This is a genomic window from Actinoplanes sp. L3-i22 (assembly GCF_019704555.1).
In the GTDB taxonomy this organism is placed as follows: domain Bacteria; phylum Actinomycetota; class Actinomycetes; order Mycobacteriales; family Micromonosporaceae; genus Actinoplanes.
The window spans coordinates 3,496,081-3,516,478 of the sequence record NZ_AP024745.1; the positions used below are offsets into that span (position 1 = coordinate 3,496,081).

A 20,398-nucleotide genomic window follows, 5' to 3' on the forward strand; every position below is an offset into this window, starting at 1 on the left:
CGCCTTCAGACGGGGACCAGCACATCATGAAGTCTGTTTCGCGCGCCGGCCTGGCCGCGCTCACCATGTCCGCCGCGCTGCTCGCCGGCTGCGGCAGCGGCGACGGCGACGCCGCCACGACGGCCGCCGCCACCTCGGCCGCGCCGGCCGCGAACGGCGTCGCGGACCTCCCCGCCGACGCGATCGTGGCGAAGGCGGCCGCCGCGCTGAAGGCCGCGAAGTCGTTCCACGTCAAGGGCGCGATGACCGACAACGGCGACGTGACCGACATCGACATGAAGATCTCCGGTGCGGACGTCATCGGCGCCCTCGAGTTCGGCGGCGCGAAGCTGGAGATGCTCGCGGTCGGTGGCCAGCGCTACATCCGGCCGAACGAGGCCTTCTGGACGATGATCGACTCCAGCGGCGCCACCGCGAAGCTGATGAAGGACGCCGTCGGCACCAAGTGGATCAAGCCGAGCGCCACCGACACCAGCTTCAACGACTTCTTCAGCATCACCAACGTGGACGACATGCTCAAGGCGACCGGCACGATGAGCAAGGGCGAGGTGAAGACGGTCGAGGGCGTGCCCGCGATCGGCCTGCTCGACAGCGGCGACGCCAAGAGCACGCTCTACATCGCGACGACCGGTGAGCCGTACCCGGTCAAGCTGGACCGCCCGGCGCCCGAGGGCCTGACGTTCAGCGAGATCGGCGCGACGTTCGCCGAGCTCAAGGCCCCGGCCGCGACCGAGGTCATCGACCAGTCGGCCCTCAAGAAATAAAGATCCGCTCGGCGTACGGCGTGGGCCGCCACCCCTGACGGTCCACGCCGCACCGATCGATCGGTTACCGTCTCCTCGCCCCTGTCGCCGAGAAGCCCGGGAGAGCGCTGATGACACCCGGCCTCACCTACACGCACCCTGACGGCACGGAGATCTCCCTGCTGGTCAGCCCGGCCGGCCGGCTCGTCGCCCAGGTCGTCGACGCCGTCCTGATCTGCCTCACCGCCGGTCTCGGCTGGCTGATCTGGGCCCTGTTCCTCTTCGGCCGCGGCCAGACCCCGGCCCGCCAGATCATGGGCCACACGATCGCCGACGCCCGAACCGGCCACCCGCTCGCCTTCTGGCGAATGGCCTACCGCGAACTCCTGATCAAATTAATCCTCGGCGCCCTGATCGGCGCGGCGACTTTCGGCCTCTATCCAGTCGTCGATTCCTTGTTCGTCTTCAGCGACCGAAACCGCACCCTGCACGACAAAATCGCCGGCACCGTCGTCATTCACCGATAGGCGAATCATCGGGGCCGTACCTCTCAATGAATTGACCTCGACCGAAGCGGACCCGCCGCCCTAGTAGCGGCAGCGCAGGACGACCATGGCGTGGCGGATGACCTCCACGCGGCTGCCGGCGCGGGCGGTCTTGCGGCGGCGGGCCAGCAGCGGGTCGGCGGTGTGGGCGACGATCTCCCAGGTCTTGCCGTAGTCGCGGACGGGCAGGGTGAACGACACGTCCTCGTCGAGCGGGTTGAACAGCAGCAGGAACGAGTCGTCGGTGATCTCCTCGCCGAGCGGGCCGCGTTCCGGGATGCCGTGGCCGTTGAGGAAGACCGTCATGGTCATGCCGCTGCGGGTGTTCCAGTCGTCGTCGGTCATCACCTCGCCGTCGCGGCGCAGCCAGGCGATGTCGGGCAGCTTGTTCTCGTCGGAGAACGAGCCGGTGAAGAACCGGCGGCGGCGGAAGATCGGGTGGTCGGCGCGGAGCTTGGTGAGCAGGCGGACGAAGTGGGTGAGCACGTCCTCCTCGCGGGCGCTCTCCCAGTCCATCCAGCTGAGCTCGTTGTCCTGGCAGTAGACGTTGTTGTTGCCCTGCTGGGTGCGGCCGAACTCGTCGCCGTGGGCGATCATCGGCACGCCCTGGCTGAGCAGCAGGGTGGCGAGGAAGTTGCGTTTCTGCCGCTCGCGGAGCGTCACGACGTCCGGGTCGTCGGTGGGGCCCTCGATGCCGCCGTTCCAGGAGCGGTTGTGGCTCTCGCCGTCCCGGCCGCCCTCGCCGTTGGCGTCGTTGTGCTTCTCGTTGTACGACACCAGGTCGTGCATGGTGAAGCCGTCGTGCGCGGTGACGAAGTTGATCGACGCGATCGGGCGGCGGCCGTCGTCCTGGTACAGGTCGGAGCTGCCGGTGAAGCGGGACGCGAACTCGCCGAGGCTGGACGGCTCGCCGCGCCAGAAGTCGCGGACCGAGTCGCGGTACTTGCCGTTCCACTCGGTCCAGTTCGGCGGGAAGCCACCGACCTGGTAGCCGCCGTCGCCGACGTCCCACGGCTCGGCGATCAGCTTCACCTGGGAGACCACCGGGTCCTGGTTGACCAGGTCGAAGAACGCGGCCAGCCGGTCCACCTCGTGGAACTCGCGGGCCAGCGCGGACGCCAGGTCGAAGCGGAAGCCGTCGACGTGCATCTCGGTCACCCAGTAGCGCAGCGAGTCCATGATCAGCCGCAGCGACTCGTGGTGCCGGACGTTCAGGCTGTTCCCGGTGCCGGTGGTGTCGTAGTAGAACTTCTTGTCCTGGTCGACGAGCCGGTAGTAGGCCGGGTTGTCGACGCCCCGGAACGACAGGGTCGGGCCCAGGTGGTTGCCCTCGGCGGTGTGGTTGTAGACCACGTCCAGGATGACCTCGATGCCGGCCTGGTGCAGGGCCTTGACCATCGACTTGAACTCCTGCACCTGGCCGCCGTGGCCGCTGAACGACGCGTAGCCGTTGTGCGGGGCGAAGAAGCCGATGGTGTTGTAACCCCAGTAGTTGGTCAGGCCCCGCTCGATCAGGCCGCTGTCGTGCACGAACTGGTGCACCGGCATCAGCTCGACGGCGGTGATGCCGAGACCCTTCAAGTACTTGATCATCTCGGGGTGGGCCAGGCCGGAGTACGTACCCCGTACGTCGTCAGGGATCTTGGGGTGTCTGATCGTCATGCCCTTGACGTGGGCCTCGTAGATCACCGTCTCCCACATCGGCACCTTGAGCGGCCGGTCGTTGCCCCAGTCGAAGAACGGGTTGATCACCACCGAGCGCGGGGCGAACGGGGCCGAGTCGAGGTCGTTGTACGACTCCGGGTCGCCGAACTCGTACGAGAACAGCGCCTGATCCCACCGGTAATCGCCGTCGATCGCCTTCGTGTACGGGTCGAGCAGCAGCTTGCTGGGGTTGCAGCGCAGCCCCTGGGACGGGTCGTACGGCCCGTGCACGCGGAAACCGTACTGCTGACCGGGCACGATCCGGGGCAGGTAGCCGTGCCAGACGAGCGCCTCGCGCTCGGGCAGGTCCACCCGCGTCTCGTTGCCCTCGTCGTCGAACAGGCACAACTCGACCCGGGACGCGACCTCGCTGAAGATGGCGAAGTTGGTCCCGCCGCCGTCGTAGGTCGCACCCAGCGGGTACGGATTGCCCGGCCAGATTTTCATGCCGCCCACCATGCCCACATCATGTCCGCCGGAAAACCCCGTGTCGCTGTGAGCAACATCCTGCGAGTCATCCATTAGTTATACGGGTACAACTAACCTCGTGCCCCGCCGCTACCTCGTCCTGGCGATCTGCTGCATGAGCCTGCTGATCATCAGCCTGGACGTCACCATCGTGAACATCGCCCTGCCGGCCATCCGGGCGGATCTCGGGTCCTCGGTCTCCGGCCTGCAGTGGACCATCGACGCGTTCGCCGTGGTGATCGCGAGCCTGCTGGTGCTGTCCGGGTCGACGGCCGACCGGGTGGGGCGCCGCCGGATCTTCCAGACCGGCCTGGCGATCTTCACGGTGGCCTCCCTGCTCTGCAGCGTCGCCCCGGGTCTGAGCTGGCTGATCGCGTTCCGGGTGCTGCAGGCGATCGGCGCGTCGATGATGAACCCGGTCGCCATGTCGATCATCACGAACACCTTCACCGAGCCGCGCGAGCGGGCGAAGGCGATCGGCGCGTGGGGCGCGGTGAACGGCTTCGGCCTGGCGCTCGGCCCGGTGGTCGGCGGGTTCCTGGTGCACGCCCTCGGCTGGCGGTCGATCTTCTGGGTCAACGTGCCGGTCGGCGTCGCGGCGCTGATCCTGACCGCGCTGTTCGTCCCGGAGTCCCGGGCGCCGAAGCCGCGCCGCCTCGACCCGGTCGGCCAGATCCTGGTCCTGGTGCTGCTCGCCGGGGTCACCTTCGCGATCATCGAGGGCCCGGGCACCGGCTGGTCCTCCCCGGAGATCCTCGGCTGCTTCGCCCTCGGCGCGGCCGCGCTGGCCGGCCTGCTGTGGTGGGAGCCGCGGCGCGCTGAGCCGCTGATCGACCTGGCCCTGTTCCGCGGCCCGCCGTTCTCCGGCGCGGTGCTGATCGCGATCTGCGCGTTCGCGGCGCTGAGCGGCTTCCTCTTCCTGAACACGCTCTACCTGCAGGAGACCCGCGGGCTGTCGGCGCTCGCCGCCGGTCTCTGGACGCTGCCGCTGGCCGCCGCGAACGTGCTGATGTCGCCGGTGTCCGGGCGGCTGGTCGGGGCGCGCGGCACCCGGTTGCCGCTGCAGCTGGCCGGCGCCGGGATGGCGCTCGGCATGCTGCCGCTGATCTGGGCCGGGCCGGACACCCCGATCTGGCCGCTGCTCCTCGGCTACCTGGTCTTCGGCCTCGGCTTCGGCCTGGTCAACACCCCGATCACGAACACCGCGGTCTCCGGGATGCCGCGCGAGCGGGCCGGCGTGGCCGCGGCGATCGCCTCGACCAGCCGCCAGGTGGGCAGCGCGCTCGGCGTCGCGGTGATCGGGGCGGTGCTGGTCTCCGGCAGCATGCGGGCCGGCTGGTGGATCCTGTTCGCGCTGGGCGTCGCGGTGCTGGTGCTCGGCCGGCTCAGCACCGGCGCCTGGGCGCACCGCCGGGCCCGCGAGCCGGTGGAGGTCCCGGCATGATCCCGGCGGAACACGCCTGGCGGGCGATGCGCGCCCTGGTCACCGAGCAGCACGACGCGAAGGCCCGGGTCTGCGCGGCGCTCGGCATGAGCTTCGTCCGGGTCAAGGCCCTGCTGCTGCTCGCCGCCGGCCCGCGCACGCTCCGCGAGATGGCCGCCACGCTGGCCTGCGACCCGCCCTACGCCACCGTCATCGCCGGCGATCTCGAGGCGCGCGGCCTGGCCGTCCGCGAGCCGAACCCGGCCGACGGCCGCTCCCGCCTGGTCACCCTGACCCCCGCCGGGCACGAGGCCGCCGACCGGGCCGACCGCATCCTGAGCACGCCCCCGCCCGAGCTGCTGGCTCTGACCGAGGACGAGGTCGCGACACTGTCCCGGCTGCTTACCCGACTGACCAAGATCAAGATCTGACAACCCGATTTCCCGTACGCGGGCAGGCCGCGGCCCGGCGTGGGCAGACGCCGGGCCGCGGGTTCCTCGCACCGGTCAGGAGAAGTGCGCCGCGATCCAGTCGGCGACCAGGCCGGCGGAGAGGGTCACCGAGGTGTCGTGGGTCGCCCCGGTGAGCGTCACGAAGTCGACCGGCTGGCTGTACGCCTCGAGCTGCGGGATCAGCAGATTCGCGGTGATGTCGTAGGGCACCGCCTCGTCCGCCGTGCCCTGCACCACCAGGATCGGGGCGGTCGGCGCGGTCTGCGCCGGGTTGTCGTACTGTCCGAGTTTGGTCAGCACCGAGTTCGGTAGCACGCCGCCGACCACCAGCTGGGTCGCGGTCAGGTTCTGGTAGGCGGCGAGGATCTCGTTGAGGCAGCCGGTGGACAGCACCCCGACCTTGGCCTTGGCCGGGGTGGCCAGGATGGTCAGCGGCTGCACGCTCGAGTCGACGGCGTTCAGGCCGTAGAGCGCCATCACCAGATAACCCTGGGCGGGCGTCCCGGGGATGAACGGGGCGAGGTAGTCCGCGTTCGACAGCGGGGCGATGCTGGCGGTGCCCTTGAGCACCAGGTTCCCGTCGTAGGCCGGGGCCATCTGGCTGGCGAACAGGGCGCCCTGGCCGCCCTGCGAGTGCCCGTCGATCACGTACTGGGTGCTGAGCGCGGAGTCCAGGTTCCGGGCGGCCTTGACGCTGTCGATGATCGCCCGCCCCTCACTGGCGCCGATCAGGTACGGATGCTGCCCGGCCGACCCGAGCCCGGGATAGTCGGTCGCGGCCACCGTCCAGCCGCGGCTGAGCAGCTCGGCCACCGCGGTCCGGGCCTCCGCCCAGAAGACCCCCTGGTTGGTCGAGGGCGCGCACTGGTAGGCGAGCCCGGTCGTGCCGTGCGCCCAGGCGACCACCTTGTTCTTCTTGCCGGTCTTCGGGGTGAGGACGAGCCCGGTGGAGGTGATGGTGCTGCCGGTGATCGACGTGGACAGGTACTGGATGCGTTTTCCGGTCGCGAGCGTGGACAGTTCGGCCGGAAGGGTGGCGGTCGAACTGGTCAGCACGTACCCGGGCGCCAGCGCCGCGGTCGCCGGTCCGGCGACCGCGACGGTCACCCCGAACGCGCTCAGCAGCGCGACGAGGAGCAGGCGGACGATCTTGTTCATGAACACCCCGTTCTCAGCTGGGAAGACTCCGATGTGGATAATCGGAGAACGCTGAGCGTAATGCGGATCACACTGCGGCGAAGCGCATTCCCGGGCAGGAAGTCCTGGACCTTCAGGCATCCGCGCACGTCACTAGGCCGATGGACGCGCGTCATTGCAAAGATCGATTTAATCGCCACTTCAAATGCGATTACACACCGCTCGGGTACGTCTCCGGCTCGTGCAGGTCGACCCGCAGCGTGTGCAGCGGCCGCAGGGCGTGCGACTCGTCGAAGAAGAGGAACGCGTCGTACCGATCAGCCAGCACGGTCGGTGCATAATTCGACCAGCGCTCGCGCTCCGGGCGGTAGACGACGCCGATCGCCCGGTGCGGCAGCACCGTGGTGAGCAGATCCGGTCGCGCGTCCCCGGCCGGGAACACGAACAGCGCGTTCGGCGGCGTGGTCAGGTGCAGGATCTCCTCCAGCGACCCGGCGCGGGCCGGCGGCACCACCATCGCCGCCATCGGCTCGCCCCACTGCGGCGCGGCCACCACCCCGCCGCGGTAGGAGCCCATCCCGATCAGCAGCACCTCGTCCCAGCCGAACCGGTCCCGGGCCAGCTGCCCCAGCGTCACCTCACCCTGATCGGCCTGGTCGGAGCCGCGAGCGTCGCCGATGTGCGAGTTGTGCGCCCAGACCACCGCCTTCGAGCCCGGGCCGTACCGGGTGAGCAGCCGGTCCAGGGTCTCGTCCATGTGCCGGTCCCGGCCGTTCCAGGCGGCCGGCCCGCCGTGCACCATGGCCCGGTAGTAGCTCTCCGCGCCGGCCACCACGGCCGCGTTCTGCCCCACCCCGAAGTCCCGGCCGCGCAGCTCGGCGAGCATCGCGGCGACCTTGTCCGCGCAGGTCCCGGTCCCGGACCGGGCGGCCTGCCCGTACGCGTGCGGATCCTCGGCGAACGGCTCGAAACAGCGGTAGGCGTCCAGCGCGACCGGCACCAGATCCGGGTCGTGCTCGCGCAGCCAGGTGAGGATCTCCCGCATCGACTGCCACAGCGAGTAGACGTCCAGACCGTGGAAGCCGACCCGGTCGTCCGGCGGGCGTGTCCGATTGTGTTCATGCAGCCAGCGGGTCAGGTCGACGGTCTCCTCGTTCGCCCACATCCAGGTGGGCCAGCGGTCGTACCGCACCAGCGCGGACCGCGGATCGGCCGGCGCGCCCGGACCGCCGCGCACCGCCGCGTTCACCCGCTCGCAGTCCGGCCAGTCACCCTCGACCGCGACGAAACTGAAGCCGCGCTCCGCGATCAGCCGCCGGGTCAGCGCGTTCCGCCACGCGTAGAACTCGTGTGTGCCGTGGGTGGCCTCGCCGATCATCACGACGCGTGCGGACTCCGCACGGTCCAGCAGGATCTCCAGATCGCCCGGATCCCGCAGCTCACGGGCTATCGACGCCACCCCGTCCCGGTATCGGATCATTCCCCGGCGATTACCCACCGCCACCGTCCCCATACGTCGGAGTTTTTCCCGGCGGCGCCGCGCGCGATGATGGACCGATGGGACGCCCCACGCTCTACGAAGCCGCCGGCGGAGCGCCGGCCATGCAGGCCCTGGCCGCCGACTTCCACGCGCGCTGCCTGGCCGACCCGGTCCTGGAACACCCGTTCTCGCACGTCGACAACCCGGAGCACGTCCGGCACCTGGCCGAGTACTGGGGCGAGGTGCTGGGCGGGCCGCCGGTCTTCTCGGAACAGCACGGCGGCCACCCGGCGATGCTCCGGATCCACGCCAACCAGTGCGACGAGGACCCGTTCACGCCCCGCTTCCGCGAGGTCTTCGACGAGGCGGTGGCGAGCACGCTGCCGGACGACCCCGAACTGCGGGCCGCCCTGCACGACTACATGACGACGGCCGCCGCCGAGGTCGCCGCCATCTTCCCGACCACAGCCACCGTCCCGGACACCCTCCCGATGCCCCACTGGACCTGGTCCGGCCCGGCCCCGGCCCGGTAGGGGACAGTGGGTGCATGGCGATCTTGGCGGTGGAAGAAGCGGCGACCAGCGACGCAGGCTTCGTAGCCCGCCGGCGACGGAAGCTGTGCGCTGCGGGAGCGGCCCTGGTCGCGCTGCTGCTCAGCGGTTGCGAGGCTGATCAGGCCGATCAGGACGGCTATTTTCCGCTCGGCCCGGGCGAAAGCCTCGGCGAACTCCGGCAGCAGGCGGCTCAGGCTCTCGACCGCTACGACAAGGCGGCCGCTGCCGCCGGTCCGTCGGCCTCGGTCGACGTCAGCCCGCCCCCATGGGACGCGTACAACACGCCGCCGGGCTTCGCCATCCAAGCCGCGAAAGGAGACCCGGCGGCCACCCGGATGACCGTCACCTTCACCGGCGCGGTCCGCCCGGCGACCGAACCGTGTGGCATCGACTATGTCGCGGAGGCGGTTGAATCCGCCAGAGCCATCGTTGTCATCGTCCTGTCGCAGAACCACGCCTCCGGCGAGACCTGCACGCTGGTGGGCGCCGAGCGCACCGCCGACGTGAACCTCGCCCAGCCCCTGGGTCAGCGGGCAGTCCTGGAGGTGCAACAGGGCCAACCCGTCCCGGTGGAACGCGCCCCGATCACCAAGTAGCGTCCCACCTAACGCTTACGACATGGTCACACGACATCGTTACCCCGGCCGCCGCACGACAAGTCGGTGTGATCGGCGGTTTGCTGTGCGTCGTGGTGTCCGCGGAACAGCTCGATCAAGTAGCCCGACCGGCGGCCGTGGTAGGGGTCGAGCACGTCGACGTCGATGGCGGCCCGGCGCGGATCCGGCCAGCTGCGTGCCCATAGCGGCGGAGCTGTGTCCGGGAAGAGGTGCGGAAGAAGCCGCAGGAACTCAGCCGTGGTCAGCAGGGCGATTCCGCTCTGGTGCCGGCCGAGACCGGCGAGTTCGCCGGGGAGCGGAAGCTGCAGCAGCCAGGTCGGGTGAAGCGCGACGAAGGCCCGGGCCTGGTCCAGATGTTGCTGCAGCGGGCCGTCATCGGGCCGGAGGGCCGCTTGCCGGTGCCAGGTGAACCCGGCCGGGGGTTGTCCGCCGGGTTCGGCGGTTTCCAGCGTCCGGGCCAGTGCCAGCCAGTCCGGTTCCGGGGCCGCCAGGTCCGGCAACACGGCGGACAGCACAGCCAGCACGTGGGGGAACGTCAGACGGCAGTGATTCGCACGCAGGCGTACCCGAAGCTCATTCACGGTGGCGGGTCTTCCGTCATTCTGCTGGTTCGCGGTTACCGCCGGCCGCGCGGCGGCTAGTAGTTGTTGTACTGGACCGAGTGGTTCCAGGCGCCGCACGGGGTGTCGTAGCGCTTCTTGATGTAGTCCAGGCCCCACTTGATCTGGGTCGCCGGATTGGTCTTCCAGTCCGAGCCGAAGGCGGCCATCTTGTTGCCCGGCAAGGACTGGGGAATGCCGTAGGCGCCGGAGCTGCGGTTCTCGGCGCGGTAGTTCCAGCCGCTCTCCTTGTTCCACAGCTTGTTCAGGCAGGCGAACTGGTCGAGCCCGAAACCGGCGCTCAGGGTGAGCGCGCAGCCGACCGCGCGACTGCCGCTGAACTCGTTGCAGGAGCTCGGGATCGGCCCGGCGAAAGCGACCGGCCCGCTTGACGCCTGCTGCGCGGCCTTCTTCGCGGCGACGACGCTCTTGTCCAGATCCTTGGCGTACCCGGAGGCGGTCTTCGCGGTCGTCTTCGCCTTCGCCGCGGCGTTGCCCTCGGCGACCGTCCACCGGGCGCGGGCCGCGGCGTGCTCGTTCTGCCGGTCCTTCAGCAATTGCATGTCGGCGGCCTCGGCCTGCACGACATCCAGCACCGGCGTGGTCTGCGGCGGCCGTTTCTCGCCCAGATAGGCCCCGCCGGCGAGACCGGCGAGCAGCACGACGACGGCTGCGCCACGGATGACGTTCCGGATCACGGGGCCTCCTTAGGAACCGGCCGGGCGAACGGTCTGGGAACGGTACCAGGCGATCTTCTCGCGCACGCGCTCCTGTTCCCGGCGGAGCCGGGCGACCTTCTCGTCGATCTCCCGGTCGTGCTCGGCGAGCAGCAGAACGCGCTGCTCAGCGGCGTCGTCCCCGTCGTGCAGGAGCTCGGCGAAGCGGCGCAGCCGGGCGATCGGCATGCCCGAGTCGCGCAGGCAGCGCAGCAGCCCGATCCGCCCGAGGTCGTCGTCGGAGAACACCCGCTGGCCGGCCGAGTTGCGCTCGATGCCGTGCAGCAGCCCGATCCGCTCGTAATAGCGCAGCGTGTCGATGCTGACCCCGAGCCGCCCGGCGACCTCACCCGGTGAATAAGGCATCGATCAACCTCCCCCGTCGGAAAGGGAGACGGTACCCGGATAGCGTGTCCTCGTGCGATCCGGTGTCCAGGCCCTCCACGTGGGCTGCGCGATGTGGTCCCTGAAGCCGTGGCAGCGCCGTTTCGCCCCGGGCGACAAGCTGCGGGCGTACGCGGAATGGTGCAACGCGGTCGAGGGGAACACCACGTTCTACGCCACTCCGGCGCGCGCGACGGTGGCCGGCTGGGCAGCGCAGACCGATCCGGAATTCCGCCTGATCCCGAAGATTCCGAAACGGGTCACCCACGAACTGCGCCTCACGAACGCGGAGGAGCCGCTGCGCCTCTTCCTCGACGCGATCGAGCCGCTCGGGCCGCGCGCGTCGGCGCTGTGGATTCAGCTTCCCGGGTCCTTCGGACCCGACGATCTCGCGGTTCTCTCCCGCTTCCTGCGCTCCATGCCGACAGATTTCCGGTACGGCGTGGAGGTCCGCCACCCCGATTTCTTCACCGATCCACGGCGCCTGGAAGAACTGTTGTCGCGGCACCACGCGGAATGGATCCCGTTCGACACGACGGCGTTCTTCGACACCCCGCCGACCAGTGCCGCCGAGCGCGACGCCTGGATGAAGAAGCCCCGGATGCCGCGCCGCGACACCGCGCTCACCGACCGCCCGATCGTCCGCTACCTGGGCCGTGACGACCCGGCCCGGACCGTGGCCGGCTGGCGCCGGTGGGTCGGGACGACGGCCGGCTGGCTGCGCGAGGGCCGTTCGCCGACCGTTTTCGTGCACACCCCGGACAACGCCGACGCCCCCGAGCTGGCCCGCCGCTTCCACGACGAGGTGCGCGCGCTGGTCCCGGAGCTGGCGCCGCTGCCCGAGCCCGCCCCGCCGATCGCCGGGGACGAGCCGCTGACCCTGTTCTGAGCGGGCGTTGTCGAGCGCACGTTCCGCCGCACGTGCAGCAACGTGCCGTTCTGTTCCGGAGACGGATCTCGGACAGTCTCCCGCCGGGCGAGATGCTGAGAATGTGCCCCGGAGGTGCGCGATGACAGAGAAGACCTACGCCGCGAGCTTTGACCGGAAGAGGGCGGCGTGGCGCAGGAGCACCCGCAGCTACTCGGACAACTGCGTCGAGGTGGCCGAGCTGCCCGACGGCGGCCGCGCGGTCCGCGACTCGAAGGACCCGGACGGCCCGATCCTGTTCTTCACCCCGTCCGAGTGGAGCGCCTTCGTCGGCGGCGCCAAGGACGGTGAATTCGACAACTGATTGGCACCGTACGGTCTGGCGCCCGCGCCCCGGTGATGTTACGCAGAGGCATGGATGTCGGACCGGTTGTCGGGCTGCGGCCCCGGATGCACTTCACCCCGCGCGACGGCCGGGTCGGCGACCTCTTCGGGGTGCTCCGGGTCGACGGGCGGTACCACCTCCACTACGAGCACCGGACCACGGACGAGCAGGTCACGCGGTGGGGGCTGGCGGTCTCCGACGACCTGGTGATCTGGCGGGAACGCGCGGTCGACGCGGTGCCGGACCCGTCCGCCGACCCGCGCTGCGGTTCGGTCGCCGAAGGCCCGGAGGGGACGGTGCTGTTCCACTCCCGTACCGGGGAAGGGGTCTGGCGGGCCGTCTCCGGGCCGGAAGCGGACAGCTGGCGCGCCGAGCCGGAACGACCGGTGCTCGGTCCGGATCCGGCGGGCTTCAGCGGCCTGCGCGACCCGTTCGTCTGGGCGGTGCCCGGCGGCGGGTGGCGGATGCTGGTCGCGGCGTCCCCGGCGGCGGGTGGCTCGGCGGTGCTGCAGTACCGCTCGGGCGACCTGCTGACCTGGGACTACGACGGGGTGCTGAGCGCGCGCGCGGACGCCAGGTGGGGCTGCCCACGGCTGTTCGAGGTGGACGGCGAGTGGGTGTTGTTCGTGGCGGGCGGCGATGCGGCGTACGCGATCGGGTCCTATGACGGGCTCGCCTTCACCGCCCGTACCTGGGGAGTTTTTGAATGGGGTGATCTCGGCCCGGCCACGCCGTTCCTGGACGCGGCCGGGCGCCGGTGTTTCGTCGCCCCGATCGGCGGGTCGTCGTGCAGCGTGCCGTGGATCCTCTCGCTGCGGGCCGACCGCCTGCTGGTCAGCCCGCACCCGCACCTGGACCGGTACCTGGTCACCGGGGTGGCCGGCCTGACCGCCTCCGGTGGCGAGGTCCGGGACCACGGCGACGTGATCCTGCGGATGCCGGCCGGCGGCGAGACCACCGTCCTGGCCGACGCGGACCTGGTCGAGGTGACCGTCGAGGGGGTCAGCGGGCTGGGTGCGGCCCGGCGGGCGTTCCCCGGCGATCCGGGCGCGCACATCGCCCGGCTCGCGGAATGAGCGACCGGTAATTCCCGGGGTTTCTCAAGTGGGTGGGGCACGCTGCCGACCATCAGCGGCGTGACTGAGAACGAGCCCGGGAACGTCTTCGCCTTCGCGAACCGGGACGCCGGCCGGCATCTGCCGAAACCGAGCGCCCCCGACGAACGGCCCCGCTGGGTCGGCCGTGCCGCCTGGGCCGGCGCGGGCACCGCCGTCGTCCTGCTGATCGGCGGCGGGGCGGTGTACGGCGCCGCCCAGTACGCCCGCGGCAACGTCTGCGCCAGCATCCAGGGCATCCGGGCCAACGCCACCGGCATGACCAGCGGCGACTCCCTGGTGATCCCGGACAGCGCGCTGGCCGCCACCGGCCAGAAGCTCAGCGACCAGGCCCAGTTGCTGATCCTGGACCGTGACCTGGAGAACGCCGTGCAGCGGCTGTCCGTCGACACCGTCCGGCTCCAGGAGGTCGGCGACGCGGGCACCGGGCCGACCAGCATGCCGCAGCTGATGATCCTGTTCCAGTCGGTCGACGAGCACTTCAAACAGGCGCAGCAGGCGTGCGGGCAGACGGCCGACGGCCTGCTCGCCACCGGTCTCGGCGGCGCGGTGCTGACCGGCGCGAACAACGCGGCCACGGGCCTCACCCCGGCCCCGGCGGTGACGCCCACGCCGGTGCCGGCGCCGGCCTATACCGCCTCGCCGGGCGAACTGACCGCGGCGCGCAACGATCTCGCCGCGCGCCGGGACGATCTCACCGACCTGCGCGCCGGGGGCTCGGCGAGTGCGGCGGACCGGGCGGTCGCGACGTACGAGGTGGCGGCGGCGAAGCAGCGGCTGGCCGACCTCGAGGCGGGCCGGCCCGGGGACTTCCACCAGGCGCTGGAGTTGCGCGGGGCGACGGCGTACCTGGCCCGGGCCCGGGAGAGCCTGCGCCAGGTCCGGGCGGACGCGTCGGCGGTCGACGCGGACCGGGCGAACGCCCGCGCCGATGTGACGAAGTGGCAACGGCGGGTCACCGAACTGTCGTAATCCGGTAGGGCTGGCACTACCTCGAAGACTCACGATGGCAGGAGTGTGCCCGGGCCGCGGCCCGAGCAGGATCTGAGGCATGGATCCCCTGCTCGACCTGCGTGGAGTCCGCCGCCGGCACGGCCGCGGAGCCGGCGCGGTCACCGCCCTCGACTCGCTCACCCTGGGCTTCGGGGCGGGCACGTTCACCGCCGTGATGGGCCCGTCCGGCTCCGGCAAGAGCACGCTGCTGCAGTGCGCCGCCGGGCTGGACAAACCCGACGCGGGCACGGTGACGCTCGACGGCGCCGAGCTGACCACGCTGTCCGAGACCGAGCTGACGTTGCTCCGGCGCGACCGGATCGGGTTCGTCTTCCAGTCGTTCAACCTGCTGCCCTCGCTGACCGCGGAACAGAACGTCGCGCTCCCGCTGCGCCTCGGTGGCCGCCGGCCGGGCCGCCGCCAGGTGCGGGACATGCTCGCCGCCGTCGGCCTCGCCGACCGTGGTGGGCACCGCCCGGCCCAGCTCTCCGGCGGCCAGCAGCAGCGGGTCGCGATCGCCCGCGCGCTGATCACCCGCCCGGCGGTGCTGTTCGCCGACGAGCCGACCGGCGCGCTCGACTCGTCGACCGGGCGCGGCGTCCTCGACCTGATGCGGGACATGGTCGACCGGCACGGCCAGACCATCGTGATGGTCACCCACGATCCGGTCGCCGCCGCCCGGGCGGACCGGGTCGTCTTCCTGGTCGACGGGCGGGTCGCGGGCGAGCGCCCGGCGATGTCCGCGGCCGCCGTCGCCGACCTGATGACCAGCCTCGAGTCCGGCCTGGCGGTCGAGTCGTGCTGAGCCTCGCCGTGCAGACGCTGCGGGCCCGGTGGGCCGGGTTTGTCGGCGTGTTCGTGGCGCTGGCGCTCGGGGTCGGCCTGCTCACCGTGACCGGGCTGTCGATCGCCGCGACGATCCGCGCGGAGCGCTCCCCGGTCTGGTTCACCGGGGCCGCCGTGGTCGCCGTCCCGTCGGACACGATCACCGTGCGGGTGGGGGAGGGCGACGGCTCGTTCGAGACCTCGAACACCGTCGGGGAGCGGCCGGGGATCCCCGCCGCCGCGGTCGCCCGGCTCGCCGCGCTGCCCGGTGCGGTGACCGACCGGCGGATCCCGGCGATGGCCGGCGACGTCGCGGTCGACGTGCACCCGTGGGCGAGCGCGGCGCTGCATCCGGCCGCGCTGACCGCCGGGCGTCCGCCCGCCGCCGAGGGGGAGGCGGTGGTCACGGCCGCTTCCGGGCGGCGGGTCGGTGACCTTCTCGGGGTACGGACCGGGCAGGGCACGTTCAGCTGGCGGGTCACCGGCGTGGCCGGCGGGCCGGACGCCGTCTACGTGAGCGATGCCGCGGCGGCCGGGCTCGCCGGTGGGCGGGTCGACGCGATCGGGTTCGCCGATGCCGGGGCGGCCGATCGCGTACGGGAGGCGGGTCTCGAAGCGCTGACCGGCGACCGCCGCAGCCGGGCCGAACCGGACGGTGATCGCGCCCTGCTGACCGACACGGTGGCGCTGCTCGGGACGTTCAGCGGGATCGCGGTCTTCGTGTCGATCTTCGTGGTGGCCGGGACGTTCGCGTTCGCGGTCAGCCAGCGGCGACGGGAGATGGCGCTGCTGCGTGCGGCCGGAGCTACCCCGCGGCAGGTGCGGCGGCTGGTCCTCGGCGAGGCGCTGCTCGCCGCCGGGCTCGCCACGATCGCCGGGTCCGCGCTCGGGCTGCTGGTCGCGCCGGGGTGCGGGCGCTGGCTGGCCGGGCACGGCCTGGCGCCGGCCGGCTTCGCCGTCCGCTACAACCCGTGGGCGATGCTCGCCGCCGCCGGCGCGGGCCTGCTGGTCGCCTTTCTCGGTACGTGGGCGGCCGCGCGCCGGGCCGGCAAGGTGCGGCCGGTCGAGGCGCTGCGCGAGGCGTCCGTGGACCGGCGGGTGATGACCGTCCCGCGGTGGATCTTCGGGCTGCTCTTCGCCGGCGGGGCGACCGCGATGGTGGCCGCCGGTGGCTCGGTCTCCGGGGAGGACGCGATCGCGCTGACGTTCTTCTCGGCGTACCTCGCGCTGATCGCGGTCGTGCTGTTCGCGCCGCTGATCGCCCCACTGATGATCCGGGTGCTGACCGGCCCGCTGCCCGGGGTGACCGTGCAGATCGCCCGGAGCAACGCGCTCACCTCCGTCCGGCGGACCGCGTCCACGGCCGCCCCGGTGCTGATCACGGTCGGGCTGGCCGCCACCATCCTGTCCTCCAGCGCGACCGCCCAGCGGGCCGACGAGCTCGCCTCCCGCGCCCGGATCTCCGCGTCGTCGCTGGTCAGCGCGGCGGACCAGGTCGGCGTCCCGGCCGCCGCGGTGACCGCCCTGCGCGGGGTGCCCGGGGTCACCGCGGCGGTGCCGGTGCACAGCACGTCGGCGTTCATGCTCACCGGGGACACCGTCGAGCTGATCTCCGCGGAGTACGTCGGCGCCGGCATCGAGCAGGTCTGGCACCTGCCGGCGGCGGCCGGCTCGCTGCGTGACCCGGACACCGTCGTGGTCAGCTCGGACCTGGCGCGGTCCCGGGGCTGGCGGGTGGGGGACCGGATCCTGCTCTGGCAGGCGGACACGACACCGATCCGGCCGCGGGTGGTCGCCGTCCTGCCGCCGAGTCTCGACCTCGGCTACACGGTCCTGCTGCCCTATCCGCCCACCGCCGCCACCGCCGCCGCCACCGCCGATGCCACCGCCACCGCCACCGCCACCGCCGCCACCGCCGCCGCCGATGCCACCGCCGCCGCCGCTGCTGATGCCGCTGCCGTTGATGCAGCCGCTGCTGCTCAGGGTGCGGGTGCTGTCGAGCAGGGTGCCGGGGCCGGGGCTGGTCACCGGGCGGTTGGCGCTGATGCCGTCTACCTGGCCGGGGATGCGGATCCGGCGGCGCTCGCCGCGGTCGTCGGGCCGGCCGGGGAGATCGCGACGCCGGACGCCTACTTCGCCGCGCTGGCCGACCAGGCGAACCGGATGAACAACGTCGCGATGCTCGCCCTGCTCGGCCTGACCCTGCTCTACACCGCGATCGCCATCGCGAACACGCTGGTCATGTCCACCGCCGACCGGGCGCGCGACATCGCGGTCCTGCGCCTGGGCGGCGCCACCCCACGCCAGGTCCTGACCCTGATCGCCGCCGAGACCGGCACGGTCGTCGCGGTCGCCGTCCTGCTCGCCGCCGGCGTCACCACGGCGCTGCTCCTCGGCCTCCGGGCCCGCCTGCACGACCTGATCGCCACCGTCGAGATCACCGCACCGTGGGCCCTGATCGGCGGCATCACCGCGGCCTGCGTCCTGGTCGCCTTCGCCGCAAGCCTGATCCCGGCGGCGCTGCTGCTGCGCACCCCACCCATCGCCCTGGCCTCACTCCGGGACGCTTGATGGCCCGCGCCGGCCCCCGCGCCCGCGCCGGCCCCCGCGCCCGCGCCGGCCCCCGCGCCGGCTCTTGCGCCCGCGCCGGCTCTTGAGCCGGTTCCTGCGCCGGCCCCAGCCCCAGCGCCGGCCCCAGCGCCAGCGCCCGCGCCCGTTCCGGCGGCTGCGCGCCCGAGTCCGGGTCGGCGCTCTCGCCTGTGCTGGCGCTCTCGTCCTCGTCCTCGCCGGCATCCGCACGCCGCTCGGTGAGGCCGGCCGTGTGGGCTCGGCCGGTTCTTCGCGGACCACCAGCGGTGCCGGAGTGATGTCGGCCGTTGCCGGGTCGCTCTCGGGCGCTGGACATGCTGCCGAGGACCTCCTGCCCGGGAGCTGGAAGCTTGAGGGCGGTGGTGGGGCCGGGGTGTGTGCCTGGCCACGGCGGGGAGGTGGGGTGGGCGGTTAGGGTCGGCGGCATGCTGGAGGACGCTGGGCTGCCGTTTGACGCTGTGCTGTTCGACTGTGACGGGGTGCTGGTCGACTCGGAGCGGATCACGAACGCTGTGCTGCGGGGGATGTTGCACGAGCTGGGATGGCTGGTCAGCGAGGCGGACTGTTTTCGGCTGTTCGTGGGGCGGGCGCTCGTGGACGAGGTCGGGGTGATCACCGCGCGTACCGGGTTCACGGTCACCGACGAGTGGATCGCCGAGTTCCGCCGGCGTCGGAACGAGGCTCTCCTGCTTGATCTGGAGGCCATTCCGGGGGCGGTGGCGGCGGCCCGGGAGATTGATCGGGCGTTCGGCGGGCGGCTCGCCTGTGCCAGCGGGGCGGATCGTCCGAAGATCGAACTGCAGCTTCGCAAGGTGGGGCTGGATCAGGTCTTCGCCGGCAAGATCTTCAGTGGCATGGAGATGGCCCGCAGCAAGCCCGCGCCGGATGTCTACCTGGCCGCGGCGGCCGCGCTGGGTGTGGACCCCGCCCGTGCCGCTGTTGTCGAGGACACCGCTACCGGTGTCCGGGCCGGGGTGGCGGCCGGTGCGACGGTGTTCGGCTACTGCCCGGCCGGGAGTCCGGCGCACCACGCGCCGCAGGTGCTGCTGGAAGCCGGTGCCACCCACATCTTCGCCGACATGGCCGATCTTCCTGGCCTGCTCACCCGTCGCTCAGCCCCGCCGCTGACGGCGACCGCCCTCTGACCGCCCCGCCCGACCGAGGGCCCGCCGCCGATCCGCGCACCCGACCCGACGGGGCCGGGGGGCCGGGCAGGGCGGCAGGGGCAGGGCTGAGACCGGCAGGGCAGGGCAGGGCAGCGCAGGGCGGCGGCTGGCAGGGCAGCGCAGCGCAGGGCGGCGGCTGGCGGGGCAGCGCAGGGGGCGTCGGCCGGGTTGGGGCAAGGTGGGGCTGGCCAGCAGCGCAGGCCCAGGCCGGGCTTGGGGCGGCAGGGCAGCGCAGGGTGCGGGCTGGAGTTGGGGCAAGACGGGGCTTGGGCGGCAGGGCAGCCCCGGGCGCGGGCCGGGCTGGGGCTGGGTGGTCAGGTGGTCAGGTAGGCGTTGGACCAGACGGTGAAGCTGTCGCCGAATTCGGACTGGGCCTGGGCCAGGAGCGCGTCCGGGTTGTCGGTGGGGGAGAGGGCGAAATTCTCCGCCAGCCAGGTGACGAACTGGGCGTGGGCGTCGCTGGGGGTCTGGTCCTCGGTGCGGTAGTAGTAGGCGTCGTCCCAGTCGACTGAGATTTCTGTGTCGTAGGCCAGCAGCTGGAACAGTTCGCGCAGGTTGCGGGCGACCACGTGCTGGCCGCCCTCGTCGCCGAAGACGACGACCGGGAGGGTGGCCAGGTCGGTGCGGCTGTCGACGTGCCACAGGGCGTAGAACGAACCGCCGCCGGTGGCCCGGGCGAACGGGGTCAGCCGGGCCAGGAAGTCCGGGTCCTTCGACCAGCCGGCCGCCAGCCCCGATCGATCGCCGAAGTCGTCGAGGCCGAAGCCGTCGGCATACGCCTCGTAGCCCACCTCGTCCTGAAATGCCTTGAGCAGGTTCAGCTCAGGCACCGGCGAATACTCGGCCACGGCCGCCTCCCACATCCTCGCTTACCGCCCCGAGCCTATCGCCCACCCCCGACAGAACCCTCGCCGATCGATTTCGGACACGCCCGGGACGTGAACCGGGGCCGCTGCGGCTGAAGGTGACAGGACGAGCGGCGAGAGCGGGCGGCAAAGGCCCAAGGCCAAGGACGCGAGCGGCGGCAAAAGGCCCAAGGCCGAAGACGCGAGCGGCGGCAAAAGGCCGAAGACGAGAGGGAAGACGAGAGAGGGAAGACGAGACCTGGGTCACTGGCGTCACAATCCGGCGGGGAGCGGTGTCTGGATGCCGAATCCGAACAACAACCGGGAGCGCCCCATGAACACCGCACTCTGGATCGCCGGCGGTCAGCTCGCCTTCGTCGCGCTGGTCGGCGGCATCTCCAAGACCTTCGTCCCGAAGGAGAAGCTCGCCGCCGCCCCCGGCGGCCAGTGGACCAGGAACGCGAGCACCGGCTTCGTGAAAACCCTCGGCGTCCTCGAGATCCTGGCCGCGTTCGGTCTGATCCTGCCGGCCCTGACCGGCATCGCCCCGGTACTCGTGCCGATCACCGCGGCCTGCTGGATCCTGCTGATGATCGGTGCGCTGATCACGCACTACCGGAACGAGGGAATCAGCCGGATCATGCTGTTGAACATCGTCTATCTCGGCCTCGCCGCGTTCATCGCACTGGGCCGCCTGACGGTCGCCGCCTGAACAGAGCCGCCTGAAAACAGAGCCGCCTGAAAACAGAGCCGCCTGAAAACAGAGCCGCCTGAAAACAAAGCCGGCTGA

The 20,398-nt window shown here is 71.7% G+C and carries 21 protein-coding genes; 14 read left to right on the plus strand and 7 right to left on the minus strand.

The genetic code is table 11. The features are described from left to right. Positions 1-26 precede the first annotated feature (26 nt). Positions 27-764, plus strand: coding sequence for a hypothetical protein (locus L3i22_RS15430; protein WP_221327653.1), 738 nt, complete (start codon positions 27-29; stop codon positions 762-764). 110 nt (positions 765-874) lie between these two features. Continuing rightward, positions 875-1,270 carry an RDD family protein gene (locus tag L3i22_RS15435; RefSeq protein WP_221327654.1) on the plus strand — a complete coding sequence of 132 codons (396 nt, stop codon included), beginning with the start codon at positions 875-877 and terminating at the stop codon, positions 1,268-1,270. Positions 1,271-1,330: 60 nt separating this feature from the next. Here L3i22_RS15435 and glgX read toward each other — a convergent pair whose 3' ends face one another. Further along, positions 1,331-3,439 (minus strand): glycogen debranching protein GlgX, encoded by a 2,109-nt coding sequence (gene glgX, locus L3i22_RS15440; RefSeq protein WP_221327655.1) that lies wholly within the window; start codon positions 3,437-3,439, stop codon positions 1,331-1,333. 100 nt (positions 3,440-3,539) lie between these two features. Between glgX and L3i22_RS15445 the strand changes: the two genes are divergently transcribed. Both L3i22_RS15445 and L3i22_RS15450 read left to right on the plus strand, forming a co-directional pair. After that, positions 3,540-4,904 (plus strand): MFS transporter, encoded by a 1,365-nt coding sequence (locus L3i22_RS15445; protein ID WP_221327656.1) that lies wholly within the window; start codon positions 3,540-3,542, stop codon positions 4,902-4,904. Further along, positions 4,901-5,314 (plus strand): MarR family winged helix-turn-helix transcriptional regulator, encoded by a 414-nt coding sequence (locus tag L3i22_RS15450; RefSeq protein ID WP_221327657.1) that lies wholly within the window; start codon positions 4,901-4,903, stop codon positions 5,312-5,314. Before L3i22_RS15445 ends, L3i22_RS15450 begins: the two co-directional genes overlap by 4 nt. A 75-nt stretch (positions 5,315-5,389) precedes the next feature. On the opposite strand, the gene L3i22_RS15455 is transcribed toward L3i22_RS15450, so the two are convergent. Further along, on the minus strand, positions 5,390-6,493 hold the full coding sequence (locus L3i22_RS15455) for an alpha/beta fold hydrolase (RefSeq protein WP_221327658.1): 1,104 nt from the start codon (positions 6,491-6,493) through the stop codon (positions 5,390-5,392). Positions 6,494-6,683: 190 nt separating this feature from the next. Continuing rightward, the gene (locus tag L3i22_RS15460; protein ID WP_221327659.1) at positions 6,684-7,952 is read right to left on the minus strand and encodes an erythromycin esterase family protein; all 1,269 of its coding nucleotides are present in this window, start codon (positions 7,950-7,952) and stop codon (positions 6,684-6,686) included. Positions 7,953-8,029: 77 nt separating this feature from the next. Between L3i22_RS15460 and L3i22_RS15465 the strand changes: the two genes are divergently transcribed. After that, positions 8,030-8,485 carry a group II truncated hemoglobin gene (locus tag L3i22_RS15465; RefSeq protein WP_221327660.1) on the plus strand — a complete coding sequence of 152 codons (456 nt, stop codon included), beginning with the start codon at positions 8,030-8,032 and terminating at the stop codon, positions 8,483-8,485. 14 nt (positions 8,486-8,499) lie between these two features. Beyond that, positions 8,500-9,102: a hypothetical protein gene (locus L3i22_RS15470; RefSeq protein ID WP_221327661.1), complete on the plus strand. Its 603-nt coding sequence runs from the start codon at positions 8,500-8,502 to the stop codon at positions 9,100-9,102. A gap of 26 nt (positions 9,103-9,128) precedes the next feature. On the opposite strand, the gene L3i22_RS15475 is transcribed toward L3i22_RS15470, so the two are convergent. The 3 genes from L3i22_RS15475 to L3i22_RS15485 all read right to left on the minus strand — a co-directional run bounded on the left by L3i22_RS15475 (position 9,129) and on the right by L3i22_RS15485 (position 10,804). After that, positions 9,129-9,647 carry a hypothetical protein gene (locus L3i22_RS15475; protein WP_221327662.1) on the minus strand — a complete coding sequence of 173 codons (519 nt, stop codon included), beginning with the start codon at positions 9,645-9,647 and terminating at the stop codon, positions 9,129-9,131. 113 nt (positions 9,648-9,760) lie between these two features. Then, entirely contained in the window at positions 9,761-10,420 is a 660-nt protein-coding gene (locus L3i22_RS15480; protein WP_221327663.1) for a lytic transglycosylase domain-containing protein, read from the minus strand. 9 nt (positions 10,421-10,429) lie between these two features. Beyond that, complete coding sequence (locus L3i22_RS15485; RefSeq protein WP_221327664.1) at positions 10,430-10,804, minus strand: MerR family transcriptional regulator; 375 nt, start codon at positions 10,802-10,804, stop codon at positions 10,430-10,432. A gap of 91 nt (positions 10,805-10,895) precedes the next feature. On the opposite strand from L3i22_RS15485, the gene L3i22_RS15490 reads away from it, so the two are divergent. The 7 genes from L3i22_RS15490 (at position 10,896) to L3i22_RS15520 (ending at position 18,742) form a co-directional block, all read left to right on the plus strand. Continuing rightward, positions 10,896-11,711 (plus strand): DUF72 domain-containing protein, encoded by an 816-nt coding sequence (locus tag L3i22_RS15490; RefSeq protein ID WP_221329976.1) that lies wholly within the window; start codon positions 10,896-10,898, stop codon positions 11,709-11,711. A 121-nt stretch (positions 11,712-11,832) separates the two neighbouring features. After that, positions 11,833-12,054: a DUF397 domain-containing protein gene (locus L3i22_RS15495; protein WP_221327665.1), complete on the plus strand. Its 222-nt coding sequence runs from the start codon at positions 11,833-11,835 to the stop codon at positions 12,052-12,054. A gap of 50 nt (positions 12,055-12,104) precedes the next feature. After that, complete coding sequence (locus L3i22_RS15500; RefSeq protein WP_221327666.1) at positions 12,105-13,151, plus strand: hypothetical protein; 1,047 nt, start codon at positions 12,105-12,107, stop codon at positions 13,149-13,151. A gap of 60 nt (positions 13,152-13,211) precedes the next feature. Continuing rightward, entirely contained in the window at positions 13,212-14,162 is a 951-nt protein-coding gene (locus L3i22_RS15505; RefSeq protein ID WP_221327667.1) for a hypothetical protein, read from the plus strand. Positions 14,163-14,241: 79 nt separating this feature from the next. Then, positions 14,242-14,988 (plus strand): ABC transporter ATP-binding protein, encoded by a 747-nt coding sequence (locus L3i22_RS15510; RefSeq protein ID WP_221327668.1) that lies wholly within the window; start codon positions 14,242-14,244, stop codon positions 14,986-14,988. Continuing rightward, positions 14,982-17,579 (plus strand): FtsX-like permease family protein, encoded by a 2,598-nt coding sequence (locus L3i22_RS15515; RefSeq protein ID WP_221327669.1) that lies wholly within the window; start codon positions 14,982-14,984, stop codon positions 17,577-17,579. The genes L3i22_RS15510 and L3i22_RS15515 overlap by 7 nt, the downstream gene beginning before the upstream one ends. A gap of 443 nt (positions 17,580-18,022) precedes the next feature. Then, positions 18,023-18,742 carry an HAD family phosphatase gene (locus L3i22_RS15520; protein ID WP_221327670.1) on the plus strand — a complete coding sequence of 240 codons (720 nt, stop codon included), beginning with the start codon at positions 18,023-18,025 and terminating at the stop codon, positions 18,740-18,742. 335 nt (positions 18,743-19,077) lie between these two features. Here L3i22_RS15520 and L3i22_RS15525 read toward each other — a convergent pair whose 3' ends face one another. Further along, on the minus strand, positions 19,078-19,593 hold the full coding sequence (locus L3i22_RS15525; RefSeq protein WP_221327671.1) for a hypothetical protein: 516 nt from the start codon (positions 19,591-19,593) through the stop codon (positions 19,078-19,080). A gap of 349 nt (positions 19,594-19,942) precedes the next feature. On the opposite strand from L3i22_RS15525, the gene L3i22_RS15530 reads away from it, so the two are divergent. Next, positions 19,943-20,320, plus strand: a complete 378-nt coding sequence (locus tag L3i22_RS15530; RefSeq protein ID WP_221327672.1) for a DoxX family protein — start codon at positions 19,943-19,945, stop codon at positions 20,318-20,320. The last annotated feature ends 78 nt before the right edge of the window (positions 20,321-20,398 follow it).

What these genes read in the sequence shown, in the direction of transcription:
- L3i22_RS15430 (WP_221327653.1), top strand. Translation starts at nt 27, where the DNA reads ATGAAGTCTGTTTCGCGCGCCGGCCTGGCCGCGCTCACCATGTCCGCC.
- L3i22_RS15435 (WP_221327654.1), top strand. Translation starts at nt 875, where the DNA reads ATGACACCCGGCCTCACCTACACGCACCCTGACGGCACGGAGATCTCC.
- glgX (WP_221327655.1), bottom strand. Translation starts at nt 3,439, where the DNA reads ATGAAAATCTGGCCGGGCAATCCGTACCCGCTGGGTGCGACCTACGAC.
- L3i22_RS15450 (WP_221327657.1), top strand. Translation starts at nt 4,901, where the DNA reads ATGATCCCGGCGGAACACGCCTGGCGGGCGATGCGCGCCCTGGTCACC.
- L3i22_RS15455 (WP_221327658.1), bottom strand. Translation starts at nt 6,493, where the DNA reads ATGAACAAGATCGTCCGCCTGCTCCTCGTCGCGCTGCTGAGCGCGTTC.
- L3i22_RS15460 (WP_221327659.1), bottom strand. Translation starts at nt 7,952, where the DNA reads ATGATCCGATACCGGGACGGGGTGGCGTCGATAGCCCGTGAGCTGCGG.
- L3i22_RS15465 (WP_221327660.1), top strand. Translation starts at nt 8,030, where the DNA reads ATGGGACGCCCCACGCTCTACGAAGCCGCCGGCGGAGCGCCGGCCATG.
- L3i22_RS15470 (WP_221327661.1), top strand. Translation starts at nt 8,500, where the DNA reads ATGGCGATCTTGGCGGTGGAAGAAGCGGCGACCAGCGACGCAGGCTTC.
- L3i22_RS15485 (WP_221327664.1), bottom strand. Translation starts at nt 10,804, where the DNA reads ATGCCTTATTCACCGGGTGAGGTCGCCGGGCGGCTCGGGGTCAGCATC.
- L3i22_RS15490 (WP_221329976.1), top strand. Translation starts at nt 10,896, where the DNA reads ATGTGGTCCCTGAAGCCGTGGCAGCGCCGTTTCGCCCCGGGCGACAAG.
- L3i22_RS15495 (WP_221327665.1), top strand. Translation starts at nt 11,833, where the DNA reads ATGACAGAGAAGACCTACGCCGCGAGCTTTGACCGGAAGAGGGCGGCG.
- L3i22_RS15500 (WP_221327666.1), top strand. Translation starts at nt 12,105, where the DNA reads ATGGATGTCGGACCGGTTGTCGGGCTGCGGCCCCGGATGCACTTCACC.
- L3i22_RS15510 (WP_221327668.1), top strand. Translation starts at nt 14,242, where the DNA reads ATGGATCCCCTGCTCGACCTGCGTGGAGTCCGCCGCCGGCACGGCCGC.
- L3i22_RS15520 (WP_221327670.1), top strand. Translation starts at nt 18,023, where the DNA reads ATGCTGGAGGACGCTGGGCTGCCGTTTGACGCTGTGCTGTTCGACTGT.
- L3i22_RS15530 (WP_221327672.1), top strand. Translation starts at nt 19,943, where the DNA reads ATGAACACCGCACTCTGGATCGCCGGCGGTCAGCTCGCCTTCGTCGCG.